Consider the following 23495-nt stretch of genomic DNA (forward strand, 5'->3'; position numbering starts at 1 on the left):
CCAACGCTGTGCCGGCCCCCTCCTGACCAAAGCAAGACATTCGACGTGGCGCTCGGAAATCGCCAACAATACGGGGCCGATTGATGCCTCGCCTTCTCGCAAACTGCCAGGAATTCGATACGTGTGCTCTGAGAATGACGTGCCCTTGCATGAACGCGTGCTCCTTGTCGAGGGCCGCGCTTCGGAGGCAGCACTGGCTCATATTCGACGCGGACTCCCGCAAGATAAGCCAGCCAACTCCGAAGTCTTGTTTGTTTCCTTCTCGTACGCGGATATTCCACTGGGGCATACGTTCTCGATGGTGTTTCCTACAGACGCTCCAGAAATTGTCATACGGACAAGCTGCCAAATCCTCGCGGTAACGCAACAGTACGCCGAGCCATTTGGCGGAATTCCTCATGGCTGGAAAACCATTTGCCTTGTGAAGTTCGAGGGCGGTATCCCCGATGCAATTGCCTCACTGCCATTGGTCAGTGGATGGTACGAGAATCGGAATACCGTTTCTCTTTGCGACGAGGAGACCTGGCGGTTGAAAGCTGGGTGATTGCAATGGTTGCGACCCTATCGAGAGATACGAAACCGGGCGATTGGGAGAATTGGCAGCCAACCTGTTCTTCCCGGAGCGTTCGCGAGCTGGGAGGCCGGTGTCAGCCTCCCCCATCATGCAGACTCCATGACTCTGCAGGGCATCAAGAACGCTTTGTAGGTTGAGTGTGGTCGAGCGGCGCGCGCCGGCTCCCCCGCTTTCACCAAGCGCATCAGGTGACCGTCAACATGCCATTCATCGTCTCATGCCCTGTGCCGCAGAAGATGTCGCACAGAAAATCAAACGTGCCGGTCTTGTCAGGTGTGAGCGCTAGGCGCACGGTCTGCCCCGGCACCACATCCGCACGCACATTGAAGTCGGGAATCGAAAAGCCCATCAGGATGTCCTGCCCGGTCAGCTCGAACACCACGGGCACGCCGCGCTTGAGCGTGATCTTGTCGGGCGTGAAGGTGAACTTGCGCGCATGCACGCGAATCACCTGCGGGCCTTCGCCGTGCGCGACGCAGGCGAGTGCGGCACCGGCGGCCAGCACGGTGAACTGACGCAGCGCCAGGCGCCGCTTGGGGTTGTGTGCAATGAGGGGGCGCATGTCAGGTGGTCTCCGGGTTCTTGGTGATACTGCTGGCTTCGCTGCTGGCCTGGATTGGCTGTTCGGCCAGTGCCCAGGTGGCGGCATCCTGCTTGCCGTGCTCGGTGATGCTGCGCCAGCCCAGGCCGCGATACGGCTGAGTGGCATCCCACGGGATCGGGTCGCGCCTCGGTTGCGAGCCCGGCGCGGGCAGCGGGAACATCAACGAGCGCGCCGAGTGATGCGCGATGTGCCCGGTCATGTGGTGGTGTTCCTGGTGGATGTGTCCGTAGAACACCGTCACGTTCGGGTGCGGCATGAGCACGTCGACCACTTGCTGGCCGTCGCGCGTGGCCCAGTCCCATTGCGGGTACAGGTCAAACAGCGGCCGGTGCGTGAACACCACGATGGGCGTGTGCTCCGGCACCGAGCGCACGTCCGCCGCCAGCCACGCGAGTTGTGCCTCACCCACTTGCGCGCGCGGGTCCGATACGTTGTCGATGGCGATGAAGTGCACGCCCTTATGGTCGAACGAATAGTGCGTGCGGCCGAACAGTTCGATGTAGGCGGCGCCGTTGTCGAGCGAAGCGTCGTGCTCGCCGGGCATGTAATGCACCACCGGTACCGTGAGCTTGGCGGCAATGTCGCGGAATTCCAGCAGGCGCTTGCGGCGCTCGGCAGGGTCTTCGCTGATGTGGGTGAGGTCGCCCGTGAACACAACAAAATCCGGGGCGGGCGACAGGGCGTTCACGGCGGCAATCGCCTTGGGCAGCGTGCCGCGTGCGTCGGGGTTGGGTGCACCCTTGAAGCCCCAGTGGCAGTCCGATAGCTGCACGAAGTAGAAGTCCTCCTGCTTGGCGCCTGCTGCGCGCGTGGTGGCGGCCATCGCCTGCCAGCCAGGCAGGCCGGAGGCGTACACCAGACCGCCGACCGCGGCCAGTTGCAGAAACTGGCGTCGTCCGGGTTGCTTGCTCATGGGGTGTCCCCTGCGTTGGGTAGCTGATCCGGCGAGGTGGAGAGGAATGGAACGCCGGTCCTGCCTGTCATACCGGCCAGGGCCGCGGTGTATTCCAGGAAATGCGCGTTTCCACAAAATTTTTACGTGGCGGGAATAAACTGGATCGCACCCGGGTATACGGAGGTCAACCGCCTCCAGGCCGCCATGTCCGACCTGTCAGACCCCACGCTCGAAATGCCCGCTGACGCCCAGCGCTTCGCTCAGGCGGTGCTGCCGCATGTCGATGCCGCCTATAACCTGGCGCGCTGGCTGTCGGGCGATGCGCAAGACGCCGACGACATCGTCCAGGAAGCCTGCCTGCGCGCGTTCCGGTTGTTTGGCGGATTCCGGGGCGGCGATGGGCGCCCGTGGCTGCTGGCGATCGTGCGCAACACGTGGTTTTCGGAATGCGCGCGCCGCAAGCAGGCACCGGCCCAACCGTGGAATGACGAAGCCGCTGCGGGCCAGACGACGGACGACAGCGCCAGCTACGGCGTAGATCCCGCCGCGCTGCTCGCCCGTATCGACGATGTGCGCCGGGTGCATGCCGCGCTGGCGCAACTGCCGGTGCCGTATCGCGAGGTGCTCGTGCTGCGCGAGCTGGAAGACCTGCCGTATCGCGACATTGCCGCCGTGGTCGATGCGCCCATCGGTACGGTCATGTCGCGGCTGGCACGTGCGCGGCAGCAACTCGCGCGCCTGTTGACCGAAGACAACGCGCCACCGCGCACCAATGTCACGCCCATTCGATCGCCGGTCGGATCGTCGGCGGGAGGGATGGGAAACAGCACCAAGGAGGCCCGCCATGAACTGTGACGACATCCGCGCTCTACTGGCCGCGCGCGCCGATGGCGAACTCGGTGCGGCCGACAGCCTGCGCATGGAAACGCATCTGGGCACCTGCTCTGCCTGCACCGACGTTGCCACACGTCACGACGCCGTGGTGCGCACGCTGCGCCAGGGGCTGCGTGCGCCCGCGCTCTATATGAAAGCACCGGCCAGTTTGAGCGAGCGCGTGCTGCATACCGTGCGGGCGGAAGCGCAGGCCAAGGCAGGTGCGCGGCCGCAAGCGTCGCCCGTGCGTGCGCGGCCGCGGGCGGAATCCCCTTGGCAACGCCTTGCCGGATGGTTCACGACGCCCACCCGCGGGCTCGGTCTGGGCCTGGGGGCGGGCACGCTGGCTGCAGTGGCGCTGGGTGTGGGCGTGCTGGTCGGCCGGCCCGATACCGTTGCACTCACCGCACACGACATCACCGCCAGCCACGTGCGAGCGCTGCTGGGCGCACGCGAGACCGACGTGCTGTCGTCGGATCGCCACACGGTCAAACCATGGTTCAACGGCCGTATCGACTACGCGCCGCCGGTGACGGACCTGGCCACGCGCGGCTTCCCGCTCATCGGCGGGCGGCTGGACTACATCGACGGCCGCCCCGTGGCAGTGCTGGTCTATCGCTCCGCGCAGCATCCGGTGGACCTGTACGTACGCCCCGAGGCCGGCGCCGACACCGAGCCCGCCCTGCGCACCGAGCGCGGTTACCAGCTCCTGCACTGGCGCAACGCTGGTATGGGTTACTGGGCCATCACCGATGCCTCTGCAGACGTGGTGCAAGCGTTTGCGCGTGCCGTGCGCGGTAGCTGAAACCGGCGTTTCTTTCGCGCGTTTGCGGAAAGCGCAACGCATGTGTGCCGTGTGCGCTTTCGCCGCACCTTGCCGGATGTCTTGAATGTTGCCCATGACTGGCACGGCAAGGACTTACCCGAATTTGTCTGCAAGCACAAAGGTTTCGGTTCCTGTGGCCGATACCTTCCTTTACCATTCAACACAGTTTTGTGGGGTGTGCTCTGCGAGCCGCTTCCATGTCTTCCCGGTATCTGTTTCATAGGTTTAAACATGGTTTCTGCGACGCCCCGCATCAGTAACGCAACCCTGGCAAGCATGCTTCGCGGCGGCCGGTTCTCACTCGGCAACCGCATCGTCTTCAGTTTTGGCGTGCTGTTCGTGTTGATGGTCATCATGGCAGCGGTGGCGTACGACCGCCTGCGCGTGATTGACGAAGAGGCCGTGAGCCTGGAGCGTGATTCTGTGCCTGGGCTGTACCTGTCGACCTCGCTGCGTGCGGCCACGCGCAACAGCCACGCGACGCTCGAGCGCGCGCTGTTTGTCGACGCCGACGCCGCGACTGCTAACCGTGATCTCGAACGCGCCGCCCAGATCGCGCGAGATCTCGACCAGAACTCGACCGCTTACGAGTCCACCATCTACCGCGAAGACGATCGCCAACGTTTCCGGGCCTATCGCGCGGCGGTCGACAAGTACCTGGTGCTCTTCAACGAGGCGATGCAGTTGGCGCGCACGTCCAAGCCGGCGGCGCAGGCGGTTGTGCTGCGTTCCACGGCGGTCTGGGAAGAAGCGACCGGCCTCGTCGACAAGCTCGTCGCCGACAACCGCACCGTGGCCGATGAATCGGCGCGGCAGATCCGCACCTCTGTGCAGGGCACCGAGGTGACGCTGGCCGTGGCGCTGGGTATGGTGCTGCTGGCGGCGCTGGTGCTCGGCTACATCCTGCACAAGGCGATTACCGTGCCGATGGCGCGGCTGGTGCAGGTGCACGACAACATGCGCACCGGCAATCTGTCGGGGCGGCTGGACCTGCACCGCAGCGATGAATTCGGCACGCTGGAAGAAGGCTTCAACCGCATGGCCGAAGAGCTGGCGAGCCTGGTGTCGCAGGCGCAGAAGTCTTCGCTGCAGGTGACGACCTCGGTGGCCGAGATTGCCGCCACCTCCAAGGAGCAGCAGGCCACCGCTGCCGAGACTGCCGCCACTACCACCGAAATCGGCGCGACCTCGCGCGAGATCTTCGCCACCTCGCGCGATCTGCTGCGCACCATGAACGAGGTGTCGACCGTGGCCGAGCAGTCCGCCACGCTGGCCGGTGCCAGCCAGAGCGGCCTCACCCGCATGGAAGACACCATGCGCGGCGTGATGGAAGCCGCGGGTTCGGTCAACGCCAAGCTGGCCATCCTCAACGAGAAGGCCACCAACATCAACCAGGTGGTGTCCACCATCACCAAGGTGGCGGACCAGACCAACCTGCTGTCGCTCAACGCCGCCATCGAGGCGGAAAAGGCGGGTGAATACGGCCGCGGCTTCGCGGTGGTTGCCACCGAGATCCGCCGCCTGGCCGATCAGACGGCCGTGGCCACCTACGACATCGAACAGACGGTCAAGGAAATCCAGTCTGCCGTGTCGGCCGGTGTGATGGGCATGGACAAGTTCTCGGAAGAGGTGCGGCGCGGCATGCGCGATGTGCAGCAGGTCGGCACGCAGCTCTCGCAGATCATTACCGAGGTGCAGACGCTGGCGCCGCGCTTCCAGATGGTGAACGAAGGCATGCAGACGCAGGCGACCGGCGCCGAGCAGATCACGCAGGCGCTGTCGCAGTTGTCGGAGGCCGCACAGCAGACGGCGGAATCGCTGCGCCAGTCGTCGCAGGCGATTGATGACCTGACGCTGGTGGCCAACCAGCTTCGTACCGGCGTGTCGCGTTTCAAGATCGAAGCCTGACGTCTGCCGGAGTTTTTTGCTGTAGCGAGAATCGCCATGCTTTACCTCCTGTTCGAACTCGATGGCGACCGCTATGCGCTCGATGTGGCGCAGATTGCCGAGGTGCTGCCGCTGGCCGCACCCAAGGCGATCCCCGGCGCGCCCGCGTGGGTTGCCGGGGTGATCGAGCGGCATGGCGTGCCGGTGCCGGTGATTGACGTGCCGCAGCTCGCGCTCGGGCGCCCAGCGCGGCCGCTGCGTTCCACGCGCCTGGTGCTGGTGCAGTACGAGGCACGCATGCAAGACCCCATGCGCGGCGATGCTGCACCGCTGCTCGGCCTGATCGTCGAGCATGCCACCCACACGCGCCGCATTGACGAAGCGCGTTTTGCCGACAGCGGCGTCGCCACCCCCAACGCGCGTTGGCTCGGGCCTGTTGCCAGCCTGGAGGGCGGCCTCGTGCAGCGCGTCGACGCACAGGCGATGCTCGATGCGCAGGCCCGTGCGCTGCTGTTTCCGGCCGCCGTTGCCTGATCGTTATGGTGGCCGTTGACCCCCGTTTTGAAGCCTGGCTCTCACACGAGACCGGTATTGATGCGCCGTCGCTCGGCGCGAATACGCTGGAGCGCGTGGTGCTGGACCGCACCCGCACCATGCTGGCCGCGCGCGGCATGTCGCAGGCCGTGGATGCGGCAGCGCTGGATGCGTACTGGCTGCGCCTGAACACCTCGCCCGAAGAGCGCCAGGCGCTGATCGAAGCGCTGGTGGTGCCCGAGACCTGGTTCTTCCGAGACCGCGAAGCCTTTGTCACGCTCACTCGACTGGCCAGCGAGAAGCTTGTGCGCGAGCCGATGCGTGTGCTGCGCATCCTGAGCGCACCGTGCTCGACCGGCGAGGAACCCTATTCCGCGGCGATGGCGCTGCTCGACGCGGGCATCGACCCCGCGCGCTTCACCATCGACGCGATCGACATCAGTGCGCGTGCGCTCGAAGCGGCCAAGCGCTCGGTCTATGGGCGCAACGCGTTTCGCGGCCATCCGCTCACCTTCCGCGACCGGCATTTCACCGAGGCCGAGGGCGGCTGGCAGTTGAACGACACCGTGCGCGGGCTGGTGCGCTTTACGCAGGCCAACCTGTCGGATGCACCCGCTGAGGACACGCGCTACGACTTCATCTTTTGCCGCAACGTGCTCATTTACTTCCACCGCGATGCGCAGGACCAGGCGATCCGCCGGCTTGATGCGCAACTGGCGGAGGACGGGATGATCTTTGTCGGCCCGGCGGAGACCGGCCTGATGATGCGCCATGCCATGAGTTCCGCGCGCATTCCGTTGGCCTTTGCCTTCCAGCGCACGCCGGCGGGTGAGATGGGTGTGCGGACACCGCTGCCGTTTCGCCTGCCGCTGCCTCCGGAACTGCCAGCCGCGCTGCCGGTGGGTTTGCCCGGCATTACGCTGCCGACCGTGCCTGTGCGCCCGGTGGCGGCGCGCGTGCCCGCCGCCAAACCGGCCCCCGCGTTTGCAGCACGGCCCGCGGCGCTGACCGTACCTGCCATCCCCGTTCTTGACGCCGTGCTGCCCGAGCCGCCGACCTTGGCGGAAGCACGCCGGCTGGCCGATGCGGGCCGTTTTGACGAAGCCGAGCACGTGGCGCTGGAGATCGCCAACCTGCGCGCGCCCGAAGCCGATACGTTCTACCTGCTCGGCCTGATTGCCGATGCGCGTAGCCGCCATACCGATGCCGGTGATTTCTACCGCAAGGCGCTGTACCTGGAACCGGCTCACTATGAGGCCCTGACCCACCTGGCCGCGCTGCTGGACGTGGCCGGCGACACGGTGGGCGCGCGCCAGCTGATGCTGCGCGCGGAGCGGGCGCTGGCGCGCCAGGGTAGGGCGCCTTCCGGATCATCCGCACCATCCGAACCACCGCAGTACTCACGAGGAACGCATGGCGCACGCCGTCCATGACCACGCGGGCGTGACCACGCTCGTTGACGACTGCTGGAACCGCATCGGCACCCGCGGCGACCACTCCTGCCCGCAGTTGCCGACGTACACGCGCTGCCTGAACTGCCCCGTTTTCGAGCAGGGCGCTGCAGCGCTGCTCGATCGCGCGCTGAGCCAGGACGATCTGGAAGCCGCCGCACGCGCCCATCGCAACGCCGCGCCATTGCGTGCACAAGACCAAGCCGACGCAGAGCTGGCCGTGCTCGTCTTCCGCATTGCCGACGAATGGCTGGCGCTGCCGGCCACCGCACTGCGGCAGATCGACAAGCCACGCGCCATCCACTCGTTGCCGCATCGGCGCAATCGGGTGGTGCTGGGGCTGGTCAACATTCGCGGTGCGCTCACGGTGGCCGTGTCGCTGGGGGAGCTGCTCGGCCTGGACCGCTCGGGTGGCGGCAAGCACGCGAGCCGCAACGGCTATGCACGCCTGCTGGTGGCAGCCCACCAGGATGAACCGGCAGTCTTCCCCGTTGATGAGGTGGAGGGCGTGCTGCGCTTTCCCGCGTCTGCCTTGCTGCCGGTGCCGTCCACTTTGACTTATGCCGCCACGGCGCACGCACGCGGTGTGCTGGCCTGGCGTGAGACAACGATCGGCCTGCTCGACGCCGATCGCCTGTTCGATTCGATCGCCCGGAGCCTGCGATGAGCATGGATGACGATCTGGGCCGACAGTCGCTGCTCGCGCTGTTCCACGAAGAGGCGCAGACGCAGACACGCGTGCTGTCCACCGGCCTGCTGACGCTGGAGCGTGCGCCCACCGATGCCGCCGCGCTGGAAGCCTGCATGCGCGCCGCACATTCGCTCAAGGGTGCCGCGCGCATTATTGGCTTGCAGGACGGTGTGGATATCGCGCACCGCATGGAGGAGTGGTTCGTGGCCGCGCAGCGGGGGCAACTGGTGCTGACTGCCGCGCATGTTGATGTGCTGCTGCGTGGGACCGACCTGTTGCTGCGCGTGGGTCAGCCCGCTACCGCTGGGCAGGTGCCGCGCGCGGAGATCGATGCCGTGCTCGCCGCATTCTCTGCCGCCGACGGTGTTTCCGCCGCACCCACCGCTACAACGTTTGCTGACCCCGAGCAGGCCGCCGAAGACGCAACGCTGAAGGCCGCGATGGCCCTGCTGAACGCTGAGGTGGCGGCCCTGTCTGCACCGGCGACACCACCGGAACCTCCGCCCGAACCCATCGCACCGGCGCCGCATCGTGCCTCTATCGGCACCACGCGCCCGGGTTCCCACGACGGACAACGCATGCTGCGCGTGCGGGCTGACAACCTCGACCGGCTGCTGAGCCTGTCGGGGGAATCGTTGGTGGAATCGCGCTGGCTTAAGCCGTTTGGTGAGTCGATGCTGCGCGTCAAACGCAGCCATCGCTCGACCACGCTGGCGCTCGATACGCTGTACGAAACGCTAGTCGAACGGTTGGACCCGCATGCCGATGCCGACATGCACGCCGCGCTCAACGATGTGCGCCAGATGCTCGGTCACATGCAGCAGACGCTGGGCGAGCACATCGACGATCTCGACCGCTTCGACCGCCGCAGCACGCACCTCGCCCAGCAGCTTTACGACGAAGCCCTGCAATGCCGCATGCGCCCCTTTGGCGATGCCACGCACGCTTATCCGCGCGTGGTGCGTGATCTGGCGCGTTCGCTGGCCAAGCGCGTGCGCTTTGCCATCGTGGGGGAAGCCACGCAGGTCGATCGCGACATCCTCGACATGCTGGATGCGCCGCTGGGTCACCTGCTGCGCAACGCCATCGACCATGGTGTGGAAACGCCCGAAGCCCGTGAGGCACAGGGCAAGCCGGCCGAGGCCAGCATCACGCTGGAGGCCCGCCACAGCGCCGGCAAGCTGCTGATTACCGTGGCCGATGACGGCGCGGGCATCGACCTGGAAGCCGTGCGTGCAGCGGTGGTGCGGCGCGGCTTGTCAGACGCCGATACGGCCAGCCGCCTGTCGGACCACGAACTGCTCGACTTCCTGCTGCTGCCGGGCTTCTCGATGCGTGAGCAGGTGACGGATCTGTCCGGGCGCGGTGTCGGGCTCGATGCCGTGCACGAGATGGTCAAGGCAGTGCGCGGCACCGTGCGCATCCAGACCGAGCCCGGGCGCGGCACGCGCTTTATGCTGCAGTTGCCGCTCACGCTGTCGGTCATCCGCAGCCTGCTGGTGGATGTGGGCGGCGAGGCGTATGCGTTTCCGCTGGCCTACGTGCGGCGCACGCTGGAGTTGGCCCGCACCGAGATTGACATGCTCGAAGGGCAGCAGCACTTCCGTTTCGACGGCCGCCCGGTTGGGCTGGTGACGGCGCACCAATTGCTCGGCACACAGCCGCTGGGCGAGGCGCGCGACAGCGTGCCGGTGGTTGTCATTGGCGAGGGTGCAGAGACTTACGGCATTGCCGTCGACCGCTTTCTGGGCGAGCGCATGCTGGTCGTGCAGCCGCTGGATGCGCGACTTGGCAAGGTGCGCGACATCGCCGCTGCGGCGCTGATGGAGAACGGCGATGCGGTGTTGATCGTCGATGTGGATGACCTGCTGCGCTCGGTCGACAAGTTGGTGCGCGGCGGCCAGCTCGATAAGGTGCAGCGCGGGCAGGGCGTGGCCGTGCAGCACCGCAAGCATGTGCTGGTGGTGGACGACTCGCTCACCGTGCGCGAGCTGGAGCGCAAGCTGCTGGAGAAGCGCGGCTACGCCGTCACCGTGGCGGTGGACGGCATGGATGGCTGGAACGCCCTGCGTGGCGCCCAGTTCGACCTCGTCGTCACCGACATCGACATGCCGCGCATGGACGGTATCGAGCTGGTCACGCTCATCAAGCGTGATGCGGTGCTCAAGTCACTGCCAGTGATGGTCGTTTCCTACAAGGATCGTGAGGAGGATCGCCGCCGCGGGCTGGACGCCGGCGCCGACTACTACCTCGCCAAGGGCAGTTTCCACGATGAAGCACTGCTCGACGCGGTGCATGACCTGATTGGGGAGGCGCGGACATGAACATCGGCATCGTCAACGATATGCCGCTGGCGGTGGAAGCCATGCGTCGCACGATTGCGCGCCGGCCCGAGCACCGCGTGCTGTGGGTGGCGACCGATGGTGCGCAGGCGGTGGATTTTTGCGCCGCGCAGCCGCCCGACGTGGTGCTCATGGACCTGATCATGCCGCGCTTTGACGGCGTGGAGGCCACCCGCCGCATCATGGCGTCGAGCCACCCGTGCGCGATCCTGGTGGTCACCAGCAGCGTGGGCGCCAACGCCTGGCGTGTGTACGAGGCGATGGGCGCGGGGGCACTCGATGCCGTGGATACGCCCACGCTGACCAGCGGCACCGATGCCGAGGGCAACCACCCGCTGCTGACCAAAATCGACCAGATCGGCCGCCTGCTGGAAAAGCCTATCGTGCCCAGGCCGCGTGTCAGCACGCCGGTGCGTGACGGCGCCGCGTCGCTGGTGGCCATTGGCGCCTCTGCCGGGGGCCCGACGGCGCTGGCGGCCGTGCTGGGCAAGCTGACGGCCGAGTTTCCAGCGGGCATTGCCGTGGTCCAGCACGTGGACCAGGCCTTTGCTGCCGGCATGGCGGAATGGCTGGACGGCCAGACCGAATTGAAGGTGCGGGTGGCCGTGGAAGGCGACCGCCCGCGTGCTGGCGAGGTGCTGCTGGCCGCCACCAACGACCACATGCACGTGCTGCCCGGCGGCACGTTCAGCTACACGCGCGAGCCGGCCAGCACGCCGTACCGCCCGTCGGTGGACGTGTTCTTTCACAGCCTGGTCGAGCACTGGCAGGGCACCGCCATCGGTGTGTTGCTCACGGGCATGGGGCGTGACGGCGCCATTGGCCTGAAGGCGATGCGTGCCAAGGGCTATCACACCATCGCGCAGGACCAGGCGACCAGCGCGGTGTACGGCATGCCCAAGGCGGCGGCAGCCCTGGATGCGGCGCGCGCGATCCTGCCGCTGGGTCGTATTGCCGACGAACTCACGAGGCTCGTGCGCCAATGAGAGCGGCACGGGCCAGTATCGACAACACATAACCAAAAAACGGGGAGCATCACATGACCAACCAACCACACGACAGCCCTGATAGCCCTGACGACAAGCCCACACGGGCTGCGGAAGCCGCGCTGGACGCGGCGCGCGCCCTGCTGCGTACGCCGGCCGCCGCCGACGTACCGGTGATGGTGCTGCTGGTGGACGACCAGGCCATCGTGGCCGAGGCCGTGCGCCAGGCGCTGGCCGGTGAAGACCGCATTGACTTCCATTACTGCGCGCGCTCGGACGAGGCGATGATCGCCGCCATCCAGACACGCCCCACCGTCATCCTGCAGGACCTGGTGATGCCGGGCACCGATGGCCTGACGCTGGTGCGCGACTACCGCGCCAACCCGGTGCTGCGTGACGTGCCCATCATCGTGCTGTCCACCAAGGAAGAGCCGGTCATCAAGAGTGCCGCGTTTGCCGCGGGTGCCAATGACTACCTGGTCAAGCTGCCGGACCGCATCGAGCTGCTTGCGCGCATTCGCTACCACTCGCGCTCGTATGTGAACCTGCTGCAGCGCGACGAGGCCTACCGCGCGCTGCGCCAGTCGCAGCAGCAGTTGCTGGAAGCCAATCTGGAGCTGCGCCGCCTGACCAACTCCGACGGCCTGACGGGCCTGGCCAACCGCCGCTACCTCGACGAATACTTGAGCGCGGAATGGCGGCGCGGCGCGCGCGAGGGCACGACGCTGTCGTTCCTGATGATCGACGTCGACAACTTCAAGCTCTACAACGACAACTACGGCCACGTTGCGGGTGACGAGGTGCTCAAGCGCATTGGCAGTACGGTGGAAGCGTGCCTGGGCCGCCCCGGTGATCTGGCTGCGCGCTTTGGCGGCGAAGAGTTTGCCGTGGTCCTGCCCGGCACCAGCCCCGAGGGGTTGAAGGTGCTGGCCGAGAAAATCCGCAGCGCCATCGAGACGCTGCAGGTGCCGCACGCGCATTCGTCCACGGGCGGGTACGTGACCGCTAGCGTGGGCGGTGCGGTGGTCAGCCCAGTGCACGATGTGCCGACCACCACGCTGATCGAAGCCGCAGATCTGGCGCTCTACCAGGCCAAGCACGAAGGCAAGAATCGCTCGGTGGTCGGGGCCGGCGCGGGCCGGGGCGTCTAGGTTTCTGCGAGCTGCCGTTCGACCACGAAGGCTTCAAACGCTGCCGGCGGCACCGGCGGGCAGAAGAGGTGGCCCTGCCCGTAGTCGCATCCGGCGGCAACGAGGATTGCCTTCTGCTCTTCGGTCTCAATGCCTTCGGCAATGACCTTGATGCGCAGTGCGTGCGCCATGCTCACGATGGCGCTGCACAGCGCGATGTCTTTCGGGTCGTGTGCCAGGCTGCGCACAAACGACTGGTCGATCTTGATGTAGTCAATGTCGAAGCGCTTGAGGTACGACAGCGACGAATATCCGGTGCCGAAATCGTCCAGCGCAATGTCGATGCCGGCGCGCCGGAAATCGTGCAGGTGCTCGACCACTTCTGCGTTGTCTTCCATCAATGAGCCTTCCGTAATCTCGACCACGAGACCGTGCGGCGGGATTGCCCGACGCTCCACGACCTTGGGCCAGGATTCGGCCGTCGACTGGTGGGCGCGAAACTCCACCGGTGACTTGTTAACCGACACCTGCAGCGTGCTGTCGAGCGTGGCGTGCCAGTGCGTGAGCTGGTCCAATGCCTGATTCAGGACCCACTTGCCGATCTCGACGATCAGCCCACTGTCTTCGGCCACCGGAATGAAATCGGCCGGATCAATCTCGCCGCGCATCGGGTGCGTCCAGCGGATCAATGCCTCCGCCTTGCGAACCTTGCCGGTGTGCATGTCGACAATGGGCTGGTAGTGCACGGCAAGCTGACCTTGCTCCAGCGCCACGCGCAGGTCACTCGTGATGCGCAACCGCTCCTGTTCCGCGCGCTGCAGCGCCGGGGTGAAGACGGCCCATTGATTCCGCCCCGCGCTCTTGGCCGCGAACATGGCTTGGTCAGCGCGCACCAGCAACGATTCCGCGCTGTCCGCATCGCGCGGGTACAGCGCCAACCCGATGCTGGCCGATACCTCCACGCTTTCCTCGCCCAGCCGCAGCGGTGAGGCAATGCGTGTCAGCAGGGCGCGGATGATGGGGGTGGCGGTGGCGGCATCGGGCAGGTCCGGCAGGATGATGGTGAACTCGTCACCGGCCAGCCGCGCCACCGTGTCGGTGCCGCGCACGATGGCCGAGATGCGGCGCGCGATCTCTTTGAGCAGGACATCGCCCTGGTCGTGGCCAAGCGTGTCGTTCACCTCCTTGAAGCGGTCCAGATCGATGAACAGCAGCGCCAGTTGCGTGTGCGACTGGCGGGCCCGTGCGATCTCCTGGCGCAGGCGGTCGTAGAACATGTGCCGGTTGGGCAGCTCGGTGAGCGTGTCGAAGTTGGCCTGCCGCCAGATGACCTCTTCCGCACGCTTCTTCTCGGTCATGTCATGGAAGAGCGCAACGCGGCGCGGCCCGCCCAGCGTGCTGCCTGCATAGGTGTCGATGGTAAGCAAGGCGGGGAACTCGCTGCCGTCCTTGCGGCGGATCAGGTATTCACCGCTCCATGTGCCCTTGTCGGCAACGGCGGTGCGCATGGCATTGACGACCGTGTCCTCGTTGCATTCGGAGCGGATGGTGTCACTGGACTGGCCTTTGAACTCCCGCGCGCCATAGCCCGTCGTGACGGTAAAGGCCGGGTTCACGTCGACGACCTCGCCATCGAGCGTCGTCACCATCATCGCTTCGCTGCTCGACGCATAGACGAGCGAGGCCATGCGCATCTCTTCCAGGTGCCGCTTGCGTTCCGCCATCTGCCGACGCAGCGTGAGATACAGCAGGCCGATCAGCAAGGTCGAGGCAAAGCCCCCGACCACGGCCGTGTGCCGATATGTCTCGAACGGCTCCAGCACCGATGCCACCGACTCACCGACCAGGAAGTAGAGCCCGATCTCGGGCACATGGTGATAGCCGATGATGCGCTCCACGCCGTCCGTGCCCGAGACCACGCGGTAGCTGCCCGTTTCCGGGGAGCCCGGCTGGTTGAACTGGCGTTTGCGCGGCGGCTTCTCGATGCCGACGGTCGGGTTGGGCACCCGGGCGATGATCAGGCCCGAGTCTTTGATGATGGTGGCCACGCCGTCCTTGCCGACGGTGAGCGTGTTGGCAAAGCCCGCAAACTGTTCCGGGCTGACGGACACCACCACCACGCCTGCAAAGCGCCCAGCCTTGAGGATGGGCCGCGTGAACTGGATCGACCACTTTTTCGAGACCTTGCCCTGGACCGGGTCGCTGATGAACAGCGTGTCGCGTCCGCCCGATTCCTTGTGCACGCGAAAGTGCTCGCGCTGGCTCAGGTCAACGCGGTCCGTGACGGGACCGATGCTGGAGTAGAGCAGCATGCCGTTTGCGTCGATCACGGCCACCTGGAAGGTCAGGTCGCGCACGACTTCCTGCCGCTCGTGGATGACCTGCTCGAACACCTCGCGGCCGGCCAGCCAGCTGGCGCGCAGGTCGAGCAGGAACTCCGACACGCGCCGCGTGCTGCCGAGCGAGTATTCGCCAAAGGCCTGCGCTTCAACTTCGGTGCGCGCCTCGGCGTCGCGGATCAGGCGGTCGTGCTCTTTCGTGAGCTGGTGGAACGTGAACCACCAGATGAAGATCAGGCATGCCACCACCCCAAGGTTGAGCGGCGACAGCAGCCCGCGCAGCCCAGTTGATCTACTGGGCCGCCACCACCGCTCCGACGTCGTGTCATCTGAAGCCTTCGATTGCGCCGCGGCCATCCCCACTCCAGGGTGTGCTTATCCATTTGTTTCCGGGGCCAGTCGTCTGTGGGGACGTGTTGCGGCCCGGGGCTCGGCAACTCCATGTACACCCACTCTATATCGGAGCAGATCACATGTGTCTTAAGCCAAACGGTAGGAGGGAGACGGAGGAACCGCAATCGTTTGCCAGCACATGCTTGCCTTGGGGGCTGGTGTGCAGGCGCAACGCTCAGCGCACGTGGGGTCAGCGCATGTTGTCGAGCATGCCGCGCGCTCGGGCGCGGGGGAGGTTGGCCGCGGACACGGCGTCTACCTTGTCTGAGGTAGGTGCCGCCGTGCACCTGCGAATGACAGCCCAGTATGACGGTGCGATGCAGCGGGCGTGCACGTAGTAGCCGCGCTGCGTCAGCAACTGGTGCAGCGCGGGCAGCCGGTAAGACGGCACGCTTGCGGCCAGGTGGTGTTCAACGTGAAAGTTCACCCGGTTCGGGCCGATGAGCAGCCGCCCGAGCGGCCCGGCCAGCGTGGTGCCGGTGTTCTCACGTGGGTCGCGTGAGAGGTGGTCGGGCACGCCGCCGTGCTCGCTCATCACCCGCACGCGCACCAGCAGCGGAAACACGAACACCATGCCGATCCACCAGCAGGCGTACACCTGCGGCACGCCCAGCGCCCACAGCGAGCCGAACAGCACGCCGTGCGAGACAAGGAACGGCGCGGTGGTTTTCCAATGAAAGGTCTGCACCTGATAGACGAGGTTCTTCACGCCGTTGATGCCCGACATGTCGCGCAGGAGCTTGCGTGCGAGGCTCGCCCGCGTGGCGGGGTAGCCGTGCACGAAGGCGAGGTCGGGGTCGTTGGCGGTGCCGGCAGTGCGGTGATGTTCCAGATGGCCCTTGCGATACGCCTGGTACGGCACGTTGGGCAGGCCGCCGAACAGCCACGTGCCAGCCCATTCGTTCATGCGCCGTGAGCGGAAGAACGCCAGATGCGCCGTGTCATGCGTGAGGATGCCCAGCCCCAGTGCCCGCCCTGCCAGCACGGCAGACGCCACACCCCACGCAAGCGGATGCGGCCACACGGCGGGCAGCGCAAACGCTGCGGCAATCAACGCAAAGTTGACCGCCGTGACCCACCATGCGCGCCAGTCTGACGGCGTGGTCAGCGCCTTCAGCTCGGTCTTGTCGATGACGTGCAGGACGGACATCGTGCGGCCCCCGTACTTGTTGATGTCGATCAGCGTTCGTAGAACGCAGCCTGCCGCGCTGCCATGTCGCGCAACAGTGCGGGCGGCGTAAAGCGGCGGCCATGTTCGGCAGCCAGCCGATCGCACAGCGCAACGAACGCACCCACGCCCACGCGCTGGATGTGCGATACCGGCCCGCCCCGGAACGCCGGGAAGCCCCAGCCGAGCAGCGCACCGACATCAGCATCGCGCGGGTCCGTCACCACGCGTTCGTCCAGGCAGCGCGCGGTTTCCACGGCTTGCACGGTGATGAGGCGATCGACGAGGGTTTGCACATCGGGCTGCGTGGCGGCTTTGGGATACGCCGTGGCCAACCCTGGCCACAGCGCCTTCTTGCCGCCCTCGGGATAGTCGTAGAAGCCCTGGCCCGCCTTGCGGCCGATACGGCCCAGCGCCACCATGCGCTCGGCCACGGCTTCACCCGGGCGCTCGATGTAAGCGATGCCCAGGTCCGCGCGGGTCTGCTGGTTGACCTTGTGGATCAGCTCGCTCGATACCTCGTCGATGAGCGCCAGCGGGCCGACCGGCATGCCGGCCTGCACCCCGGCATTCTCGATGAGTGCGGGTGCCACGCCCTCGGCCAGCATGGCCAGCCCTTCAAGCACGTAGGTCGAGAACACGCGGCTCGTATAGAAGCCCCGGCTGTCATTGACGACGATGGGCGTCATGCCGATGGCGCGCACGTAGTCGAGCGCTTGCGCCAGTGTGGTCTGCGTGGTCTGCCGCCCGACGATCACCTCCACCAGCGGCATCTTGTCGACCGGCGAGAAGAAGTGCAGGCCGATGAAGTTGCCCGGTCGGCTGCTGGCCTCCGCCAACCCGGTGATCGGCAGCGTGGAAGTGTTGGAGGCAAACACCGCATCGGGCGACAGCACGGCCTCTGCCTGGCGCGTGACATCGGCCTTGATGTCGCGCTGCTCGAACACGGCTTCGATGACGAGTTCGGCGCCGTCCAGATCCGCATAGCGCGTGGTGGGCTTGATACGCGCGAGCAGCGCCTCCGCCTGTTCGGCATGCAGGCGGCCGCGCTGTACCTGTTTCTCGACCAGCTTGCGCGAATAGTCCTTGCCGCGCTCGGCGGCTTCCTGTGTGCTGTCGAGCAGCACGACCTGCAGCCCAGCCTTGGCGGTGACGTACGCAATGCCGGCGCCCATCATGCCCGCGCCCAGCACACCCACCTTCGCGTAGCGGCGCACCGGCACATCGGCGGGACGCGCGGCCAGTTTGTTGGCTGCATTCATGCTGAAGAAGAGGGTACGGATCATCGCGCGCGCCTCAGGCGACAGCACAGCCTGCACGAAGTAGCGCGCCTCGGTCTTCAGGCCCGTGTCGAGATCGGTGATGAGCCCTTCGTACACGCACGACAGGATGCTGGCCGCCGCCGGGTAGTTGCCGTATGTCTTCTGACGCAGCATGGCGTTGGCCGCTGTGAAGATCTGCTGCACGGCAGGGCTTGAGATGCCGCCGCCGGGCACCTTGTAGCCCTTGACATCCCACGGTTGTTGCGCGCGGGTTTGGCCTTCGCCCAACAGCCACGCACGCGCGGCGTCGGCTTCCTCACCGGCATTGACCACCGCATCGACGATGCCGAGCTTGAGTGCGTCGGCGGCCTTGATGCGCTTGCCTTCGAGCAGCATCGGCAGTGCCTTCTGCACGCCAATCAGGCGCGGCAGGCGCTGCGTGCCGCCACCGCCCGGTAGCAAGCCCAGCGTGACTTCCGGCAGGCCGAAGCGTGCGCGCGCATTGTCTGCGGCCACGCGGTAGTGGCATGCCAGCGCAATCTCCAACCCGCCCCCCAGCGTGGAGCCAGGCAGCGCCGCCGCCACGGGTTTGCCGCAGGTCTCCAGCTTGCGCAGCGCACGGTGCAGCTCACACGTGCGTGTGAACAGCGTGGCCGCATCGTCACTGGCCTGCAGCCATTCCAGGTCTCCACCGGCAATGAAATCCGGCTTGGCGGAGGTGACGAGGATGCCTTTGACGCTGGCGTCCGCAACCACTTGATCGATGGCGGTGAAGAAGGCGGCGCAGGTCTCGCCGTTGAGCACGTTCTGTGCGCGGCCCGGCTGGTTCCACGTGAGCGTGGCGATGCCGTCGTTGTCGAGGGTGATGTCGATCATGTCGGCTCTCCGTTCAGATGCGTTCGATGATGGTGGCGGTACCCATGCCCGCACCCACGCACAGTGTGGCCAGGCCCGTGCTGGCGCCGCGGCGTTCCAGTTCGTCGAGCAGCGTGCCGAGGATCATGGCGCCGGTTGCGCCCAGCGGATGCCCCATCGCGATGGCGCCGCCGTTCACGTTGATGCGGTCGTGCGGCACGGCCATGACCTCCATGAAGCGCAGCACCACGGAGGCAAAGGCTTCGTTGAGTTCGTATAGATCGATGTCGGACGCGCGCATGCCCGCACGTTTGAGCGCCTTCTCGGCGGCGTAAGAGGGACCCGTCAGCATGATCGACGGTTCGGAGCCGATGCTCGCAAAGCTGCGGATGCGCGCGCGCGGCTTGAGGCCCGCGCGCTGGCCGGCCTCGCGGCTGCCGATGAGCACTGCGGCCGCGCCATCGACGATGCCCGAGCTGTTGCCGGCGTGGTGCACGTGTTCGATGCGTTCCAGCTCCGGATAGCGCTGGCGGATCACGGCGTCAAAGCCGTATTGCTCGCCGAGTTCGGCAAACGACGGTTTGAGCTGCGCGAGCGTGTCCACCGTGGTCTGCGGGCGGATCGTCTCGTCGCGGTCGAGGATGGTCAGGCCGTTCTGGTCGCGCACCGGCACGATGGAGCCTGTGAACCTGCCTGCGGTGGCGGCGGCATGTGCGCGGCGGTGGCTCTCGGCGGCGTAGGCATCGACGTCATGGCGGCTGTAACCCCACTTGGTGGCGATGGTGTCGGCCGACACGCCCTGCGGTACGAAGTACGACGGAATGGCGATGGCCGGGTCGACCGGCCAGGCGCCGCCGCTGGCGCCCATCGGCACACGCGACATGCTCTCCACACCGCCGCCAATGGCGAAGTCGCTCTGCCCGGACATCACCTGCGCGGCGGCCATGTTGCACGCCTCCAAGCCTGAGGCGCAGAAGCGGTTGATCTGTACGCCGGCGGTCGTCTCCGCATAGCCAGCAGCGAGCACCGCCACGCGGCCGATGCAGGCGCCTTGTTCGCCCACGGGTTCGACGCAGCCGAGCACCACGTCATCGACGAGCGAGGTGTCGAGCTGGTTGCGGTCACGGATCGCACGCAGCGCGGTTTCGGCCAGGCGCAGCGGCGTCACGCCGTGCAGGCTGCCATCCTTTTTTCCCTTGCCGCGCGGCGTGCGCACGGCGTCATAGATATAGGCTTCCATAGCGTTCAGTCCTGGGTGTCGTACGCGTTAGAGGGTGCGGGCGATCAGTTCTTTCATGATCTCGTTGGTGCCGCCGTAGATCTGCTGCACGCGCGAATCGGCCCACGCGCGGGCGATGGGGTATTCCCACATGTAGCCGTAGCCGCCGTGCAGTTGCACGCAGCGGTCCATGACTTTGAACTGCAGGTCGGTGGTCCAGTACTTGGCCATGGATGCGGTGGCCGCATCGAGCTTGCCGGCCAGCTTCAATGCAATGCATTGGTCCACAAACACGCGGCCGATCTGCACTTCTGTTTTCAACTCGGCCAGCGCGTGGCGCGCGGTCTGGAAGTCGAGGATGGACTTGCCGAAGGCCTGGCGCTCGCGCACATAGCGCAGCGTCCAGTCGAGCGCGCCTTCGGCCGAGGCGATGGCACTGATGGCGATTTGCAGGCGCTCCCATGGCAACTCCTGCATCAGGTACGCGAAGCCGCGATGTTCTTCGCCGAGCAGATTGGAGGTGGGCACGCGCACGTTGTCGAAGAACAGCTCGGCGGTGTCCTGTGCCTTCATGCCGACTTTCTTCAGGCGCTTGCCCTTGCTGAAGCCGTCCATGGTGGTGTCCACCACCAGCAGGCTCGTGCCCTTGGCGCCGCCTTCCGGCGTGGTGCGCGCCACGACGATCACCACATCGGCATGCCAACCGTTGGTGATGAAGATTTTCGAGCCGTTGAGCACGTAGTAGTCGCCATCGCTGCTACGTGTCGCGGTGGTGCGCACGCCCTGCAGGTCGGAGCCGGCGCTGGGCTCGGTCATGGCAATCGCACCGATCATCTCTGCGCTGGCGAGCTTGGGCAGGTAGTGCTGCTTCAACGCTTCGCTGCCGTAGTGCAGCAGGTAGGGCGCGACGATTTCCGAGTGCAGGCCAAAGCCGAGGCCGGTGGCACCCGCGCGGGCAATCTCTTCGATCAGCACGGTGCTGTAGCGGATGTCGGCACCGGCACCGCCGTACGCCTCGGGCATGCTCGCGCAGTGGTAGCCCGCGGCGGCTGCCTGCTCCCAGACGGTGCGGTCGACGTAGCCCTGGTCTTCCCAGCGTTCGTGGTGGGGCAGGACTTCTGCGTCGATAAAGCGGCGAACGGATTCGCGGAAGGTGTCGTGTTCAGCGTCGAACAGCGTACGGGCAATCATGACGGCTCCGGTTGAGGGGCGGATGGTTGCCGTATTTCAGCAAGACCAGCACAATTCCGGTTGATCTGGATCGCCACGTTCTTGATATGAAGCGCCAGCCGAAAACGACCTCCAAACGCCCGCGCCGGCTTGAGCGCCCAGCGCGCGCCCGCATCGCCATCCTGCTGCCGCCGCGTCTGTTCGCAGGCTACGTGTTCCTCACGCAGGAGATGTTGCTGGTGGCTGGCACCATGCAGGCGCGCAGCGTGGACGTGATGGGCAGCCGTCTGTTCGAGATCGATCTACTGTCGGCCGATGGGCAACCGGCGATCAGCTTTGCCGACATGGCCGTGCCGGCGAATGGTGTGCTGCAAACGGCCGGCCCGCATGACGTGGTGATCGTGCCCGGCCAGTTCGCGCCGCAGGTCATGCTGGAAGGGGCGGAGGCGCTATTTGCCGATTGGCTGCGCACGCAGTACGACGCCGGTGCGCTGCTGGTGGGCCTGAATGCGGCACCGCTGTTTGCCAAGGCGGGTTTGCTCGATGGTCGCCGCGCGACAGGACTGGCGAGTGAGCGCGCCTGGTTCGCCCGACACTTTCCCGACGTGCAGTACACGCCGGACAAGCCACTCGTGGTGGATGGCCGCCTCATCACCGTCAGCGGGATCAACCCGGCCGTGGATGCCTGTGCCTACGTGATCGACCACTGCCGAGGTGCGGGCGCATCACGGCGTCTGCTGCGCACGGCGCTCACGCAGTCGCTGCCGTCTTACGAGCACATGGCGGTGTGGACGGCGCAGTTCAAGCGCCACGGCGATGCGGCCGTGCTGGCGATTCAGGAGATCGTGGAGCGGGAGTTGGCAGCACCGCCAGCGTTGGCGGTGCTGGCCGCCCAGGCGGCGATGAGTGAGCGGACCCTGACACGCCGTTTTGCTGCTGCTACCGGCAGCAACCTGCGGCGCTATGTGGCGGCGTTAAGGCTGGAACTAGCGGCTTTCCTATTGCGCACGGGCAGGCAGCCGTTGGATCACATTGCGGATGAATGTGGTTTTGGCAGCGTCAGTGCGCTGAGCCGCGCGTTTGCCGCAGGCCACGGCTGCAGCCCGTTGCGCTATCGGGCGCAGCAGCGTGGTAGCAGCAGTTGAGTGCATCACGGGCGGAACAGGTCGTAACCGGCGAGCAGTACAACACCCGCCAACGCGGTCAACGCCAATGAATGTTGGCCGAAATACAGCAACGCAGCGGCCAGCCAACTGGCCGCGAAAAAAGCACTCATGCGGTTCATGATCACACCTGATTGTTATGTGGGTGGAGTGGCGCTGCCGGCACATTGTGCGCATCACGCGTGCTGGAAGCGATACTCCTGGGTCTTGCCGCCATAGCCGTACGCTGCAGCGCGGACGTCCTGTACATAGATATAGGACTCTTCGTGCAGGTTGCCGAGCAACGCTGCAAAAGCCTCGAACGCCTCGGCGATGTACTGCGCCTTTTCCGCCTTGGTGTTGGTTTCGTCCGTCACCTTGATGTCGAAATAGACGCTGCTCTTGCCTTGCGCGGCCAGCGTTTGCCCGCCGACGATCCAGTCCGCCGGGTCGACGTAGTCGATGACGATGGCTGTGACCTTCGGGTCCTTGCCAAGGATGCGGGAGGTGAGTTCCAGCAGCGTGGTGGAAATCTTCTGCGTCATTTCCGCAGAACGCTGGGCACTGACTTTGACGTTGAGGATCGGCATGATAGCTTCCTTTATTGGTTAGCAATGCAACTATAAGAGCCAGAAAAAATGCGCTCAGGTCAGGGTCGAGCGCACACCTCGGATTTTCGACACCGTGTCGGTGAACTCTGTGCTGCCCAGCACGCGCTTGAGGCGGGCGGTGACTGCGCCACTTGCATCATTCAACGCCGCGCCGATCTTCATGGCCTCGGGCGTCGGGAAGATCGCGGTCTCGCGGCCGTCGGCTTCTGTCTTGCGGCGCTCGATCAGGCCCTTGGCTTCCAGGCCATCCAGCGCACGCGTTGCCGTGGGGCGCGTGACGGACATCGCTTCCGATAGCTCGCTTTGCAGCATACCGGGACGGTCGACGATCGCTCTCAACATGAAGCCTTGTGGGGGCGTCAGGTCGAAGGGCGCGAAGGCATCTGCCCAGACGCGTTCGAGCTTGCGGGCTAGTGCTGAGGTGTTGAAGTAGAGGCAGTGGTCGAACATGGTGAGTTGCATGGTAGGTGTTGTTAGTTAGATATGCAACTTGTTTTTGGTTTTGTTGTTGGTGGTCCATCCCTGTTTCGTACCCTGCCGGGC

Annotated in this window: 21 protein-coding genes; 11 read left to right on the plus strand and 10 right to left on the minus strand. The window is 65.8% G+C overall.

All coding sequences use genetic code 11. The annotated features are described in order from the left end of the window. The first annotated feature begins 139 nt into the window (after window positions 1–139). Complete coding sequence (locus PI87_RS28990) at window positions 140–544, plus strand: hypothetical protein (protein ID WP_157003080.1); 405 nt, start codon at window positions 140–142, stop codon at window positions 542–544. A gap of 214 nt (window positions 545–758) precedes the next feature. Here the strand turns inward: PI87_RS28990 and PI87_RS04830 are convergent, their stop codons facing one another. Continuing rightward, window positions 759–1136: a cupredoxin domain-containing protein gene (locus tag PI87_RS04830; RefSeq protein ID WP_039596561.1), complete on the minus strand. Its 378-nt coding sequence runs from the start codon at window positions 1134–1136 to the stop codon at window positions 759–761. A gap of 1 nt (window position 1137) precedes the next feature. Continuing rightward, window positions 1138–2091 (minus strand): metallophosphoesterase family protein, encoded by a 954-nt coding sequence (locus PI87_RS04835; protein ID WP_039596562.1) that lies wholly within the window; start codon window positions 2089–2091, stop codon window positions 1138–1140. A 186-nt stretch (window positions 2092–2277) separates the two neighbouring features. Here PI87_RS04835 and PI87_RS04840 point away from each other — a divergent pair, with 186 nt between their 5' ends. The 9 genes from PI87_RS04840 (at window position 2278) to PI87_RS04880 (ending at window position 12814) form a co-directional block, all read left to right on the plus strand. Next, entirely contained in the window at window positions 2278–2928 is a 651-nt protein-coding gene (locus tag PI87_RS04840) for an RNA polymerase sigma factor (protein WP_039596563.1), read from the plus strand. After that, on the plus strand, window positions 2918–3751 hold the full coding sequence (locus PI87_RS04845; protein WP_039596564.1) for an anti-sigma factor family protein: 834 nt from the start codon (window positions 2918–2920) through the stop codon (window positions 3749–3751). Before PI87_RS04840 ends, PI87_RS04845 begins: the two co-directional genes overlap by 11 nt. Window positions 3752–4003: 252 nt before the next feature. Next, complete coding sequence (locus PI87_RS04850) at window positions 4004–5680, plus strand: methyl-accepting chemotaxis protein (protein WP_039596565.1); 1677 nt, start codon at window positions 4004–4006, stop codon at window positions 5678–5680. A 36-nt stretch (window positions 5681–5716) separates the two neighbouring features. After that, complete coding sequence (locus PI87_RS04855; RefSeq protein WP_039596566.1) at window positions 5717–6193, plus strand: chemotaxis protein CheW; 477 nt, start codon at window positions 5717–5719, stop codon at window positions 6191–6193. A gap of 5 nt (window positions 6194–6198) precedes the next feature. Then, entirely contained in the window at window positions 6199–7626 is a 1428-nt protein-coding gene (locus PI87_RS04860) for a CheR family methyltransferase (protein WP_039596567.1), read from the plus strand. Beyond that, window positions 7607–8311 carry a chemotaxis protein CheW gene (locus PI87_RS04865; RefSeq protein ID WP_039596568.1) on the plus strand — a complete coding sequence of 235 codons (705 nt, stop codon included), beginning with the start codon at window positions 7607–7609 and terminating at the stop codon, window positions 8309–8311. Before PI87_RS04860 ends, PI87_RS04865 begins: the two co-directional genes overlap by 20 nt. Next, window positions 8308–10659: a hybrid sensor histidine kinase/response regulator gene (locus PI87_RS04870; protein ID WP_039596569.1), complete on the plus strand. Its 2352-nt coding sequence runs from the start codon at window positions 8308–8310 to the stop codon at window positions 10657–10659. The genes PI87_RS04865 and PI87_RS04870 overlap by 4 nt, the downstream gene beginning before the upstream one ends. Further along, entirely contained in the window at window positions 10656–11663 is a 1008-nt protein-coding gene (locus PI87_RS04875; RefSeq protein WP_039596570.1) for a chemotaxis response regulator protein-glutamate methylesterase, read from the plus strand. The genes PI87_RS04870 and PI87_RS04875 overlap by 4 nt, the downstream gene beginning before the upstream one ends. A gap of 53 nt (window positions 11664–11716) precedes the next feature. Beyond that, window positions 11717–12814 carry a diguanylate cyclase domain-containing protein gene (locus PI87_RS04880; protein ID WP_039596571.1) on the plus strand — a complete coding sequence of 366 codons (1098 nt, stop codon included), beginning with the start codon at window positions 11717–11719 and terminating at the stop codon, window positions 12812–12814. Here PI87_RS04880 and PI87_RS04885 read toward each other — a convergent pair. The 5 genes from PI87_RS04885 to PI87_RS04905 form a co-directional block, all read right to left on the minus strand. Continuing rightward, window positions 12811–15489: a bifunctional diguanylate cyclase/phosphodiesterase gene (locus tag PI87_RS04885; RefSeq protein ID WP_039596572.1), complete on the minus strand. Its 2679-nt coding sequence runs from the start codon at window positions 15487–15489 to the stop codon at window positions 12811–12813. The genes PI87_RS04880 and PI87_RS04885 overlap by 4 nt on opposite strands. Window positions 15490–15715: 226 nt before the next feature. Continuing rightward, on the minus strand, window positions 15716–16675 hold the full coding sequence (locus tag PI87_RS04890; RefSeq protein ID WP_052321399.1) for a fatty acid desaturase family protein: 960 nt from the start codon (window positions 16673–16675) through the stop codon (window positions 15716–15718). Window positions 16676–16704: 29 nt separating this feature from the next. Next, entirely contained in the window at window positions 16705–18831 is a 2127-nt protein-coding gene (locus tag PI87_RS04895) for a 3-hydroxyacyl-CoA dehydrogenase NAD-binding domain-containing protein (RefSeq protein ID WP_039596573.1), read from the minus strand. Window positions 18832–18844: 13 nt separating this feature from the next. Then, a complete protein-coding gene (locus PI87_RS04900; RefSeq protein ID WP_039596574.1) occupies window positions 18845–20050 on the minus strand; it encodes an acetyl-CoA C-acetyltransferase in 1206 nt (401 codons plus the stop codon). 27 nt (window positions 20051–20077) lie between these two features. Then, window positions 20078–21220, minus strand: a complete 1143-nt coding sequence (locus PI87_RS04905) for an acyl-CoA dehydrogenase family protein (RefSeq protein WP_039596575.1) — start codon at window positions 21218–21220, stop codon at window positions 20078–20080. A gap of 86 nt (window positions 21221–21306) precedes the next feature. Here PI87_RS04905 and PI87_RS04910 point away from each other — a divergent pair, with 86 nt between their 5' ends. Then, entirely contained in the window at window positions 21307–22344 is a 1038-nt protein-coding gene (locus tag PI87_RS04910; RefSeq protein ID WP_039596863.1) for a GlxA family transcriptional regulator, read from the plus strand. 5 nt (window positions 22345–22349) lie between these two features. Here the strand turns inward: PI87_RS04910 and PI87_RS29820 are convergent, their stop codons facing one another. The 3 genes from PI87_RS29820 to PI87_RS04925 form a co-directional block, all read right to left on the minus strand. After that, a complete protein-coding gene (locus PI87_RS29820; protein ID WP_269746639.1) occupies window positions 22350–22475 on the minus strand; it encodes a hypothetical protein in 126 nt (41 codons plus the stop codon). A 63-nt stretch (window positions 22476–22538) separates the two neighbouring features. Continuing rightward, on the minus strand, window positions 22539–22931 hold the full coding sequence (locus PI87_RS04920) for a tautomerase family protein (protein WP_039596577.1): 393 nt from the start codon (window positions 22929–22931) through the stop codon (window positions 22539–22541). A gap of 54 nt (window positions 22932–22985) precedes the next feature. Continuing rightward, window positions 22986–23402, minus strand: coding sequence for a MarR family winged helix-turn-helix transcriptional regulator (locus tag PI87_RS04925; RefSeq protein ID WP_039596578.1), 417 nt, complete (start codon window positions 23400–23402; stop codon window positions 22986–22988). Between the last annotated feature and the right edge of the window lie 93 nt (window positions 23403–23495).

The sequence above is a fragment of the Ralstonia sp. A12 genome (assembly GCF_000801955.1).
In the GTDB taxonomy this organism is placed as follows: domain Bacteria; phylum Pseudomonadota; class Gammaproteobacteria; order Burkholderiales; family Burkholderiaceae; genus Ralstonia.

What these genes read in the sequence shown, in the direction of transcription:
- PI87_RS04830 (WP_039596561.1), bottom strand. Translation starts at nt 1,136, where the DNA reads ATGCGCCCCCTCATTGCACACAACCCCAAGCGGCGCCTGGCGCTGCGT.
- PI87_RS04835 (WP_039596562.1), bottom strand. Translation starts at nt 2,091, where the DNA reads ATGAGCAAGCAACCCGGACGACGCCAGTTTCTGCAACTGGCCGCGGTC.
- PI87_RS04840 (WP_039596563.1), top strand. Translation starts at nt 2,278, where the DNA reads ATGTCCGACCTGTCAGACCCCACGCTCGAAATGCCCGCTGACGCCCAG.
- PI87_RS04845 (WP_039596564.1), top strand. Translation starts at nt 2,918, where the DNA reads ATGAACTGTGACGACATCCGCGCTCTACTGGCCGCGCGCGCCGATGGC.
- PI87_RS04850 (WP_039596565.1), top strand. Translation starts at nt 4,004, where the DNA reads ATGGTTTCTGCGACGCCCCGCATCAGTAACGCAACCCTGGCAAGCATG.
- PI87_RS04855 (WP_039596566.1), top strand. Translation starts at nt 5,717, where the DNA reads ATGCTTTACCTCCTGTTCGAACTCGATGGCGACCGCTATGCGCTCGAT.
- PI87_RS04860 (WP_039596567.1), top strand. Translation starts at nt 6,199, where the DNA reads ATGGTGGCCGTTGACCCCCGTTTTGAAGCCTGGCTCTCACACGAGACC.
- PI87_RS04865 (WP_039596568.1), top strand. Translation starts at nt 7,607, where the DNA reads ATGGCGCACGCCGTCCATGACCACGCGGGCGTGACCACGCTCGTTGAC.
- PI87_RS04870 (WP_039596569.1), top strand. Translation starts at nt 8,308, where the DNA reads ATGAGCATGGATGACGATCTGGGCCGACAGTCGCTGCTCGCGCTGTTC.
- PI87_RS04875 (WP_039596570.1), top strand. Translation starts at nt 10,656, where the DNA reads ATGAACATCGGCATCGTCAACGATATGCCGCTGGCGGTGGAAGCCATG.
- PI87_RS04880 (WP_039596571.1), top strand. Translation starts at nt 11,717, where the DNA reads ATGACCAACCAACCACACGACAGCCCTGATAGCCCTGACGACAAGCCC.
- PI87_RS04885 (WP_039596572.1), bottom strand. Translation starts at nt 15,489, where the DNA reads ATGGCCGCGGCGCAATCGAAGGCTTCAGATGACACGACGTCGGAGCGG.
- PI87_RS04890 (WP_052321399.1), bottom strand. Translation starts at nt 16,675, where the DNA reads ATGTCCGTCCTGCACGTCATCGACAAGACCGAGCTGAAGGCGCTGACC.
- PI87_RS04895 (WP_039596573.1), bottom strand. Translation starts at nt 18,831, where the DNA reads ATGATCGACATCACCCTCGACAACGACGGCATCGCCACGCTCACGTGG.
- PI87_RS04900 (WP_039596574.1), bottom strand. Translation starts at nt 20,050, where the DNA reads ATGGAAGCCTATATCTATGACGCCGTGCGCACGCCGCGCGGCAAGGGA.
- PI87_RS04905 (WP_039596575.1), bottom strand. Translation starts at nt 21,220, where the DNA reads ATGATTGCCCGTACGCTGTTCGACGCTGAACACGACACCTTCCGCGAA.
- PI87_RS04910 (WP_039596863.1), top strand. Translation starts at nt 21,307, where the DNA reads ATGAAGCGCCAGCCGAAAACGACCTCCAAACGCCCGCGCCGGCTTGAG.
- PI87_RS29820 (WP_269746639.1), bottom strand. Translation starts at nt 22,475, where the DNA reads ATGAGTGCTTTTTTCGCGGCCAGTTGGCTGGCCGCTGCGTTGCTGTAT.
- PI87_RS04920 (WP_039596577.1), bottom strand. Translation starts at nt 22,931, where the DNA reads ATGCCGATCCTCAACGTCAAAGTCAGTGCCCAGCGTTCTGCGGAAATG.
- PI87_RS04925 (WP_039596578.1), bottom strand. Translation starts at nt 23,402, where the DNA reads ATGTTCGACCACTGCCTCTACTTCAACACCTCAGCACTAGCCCGCAAG.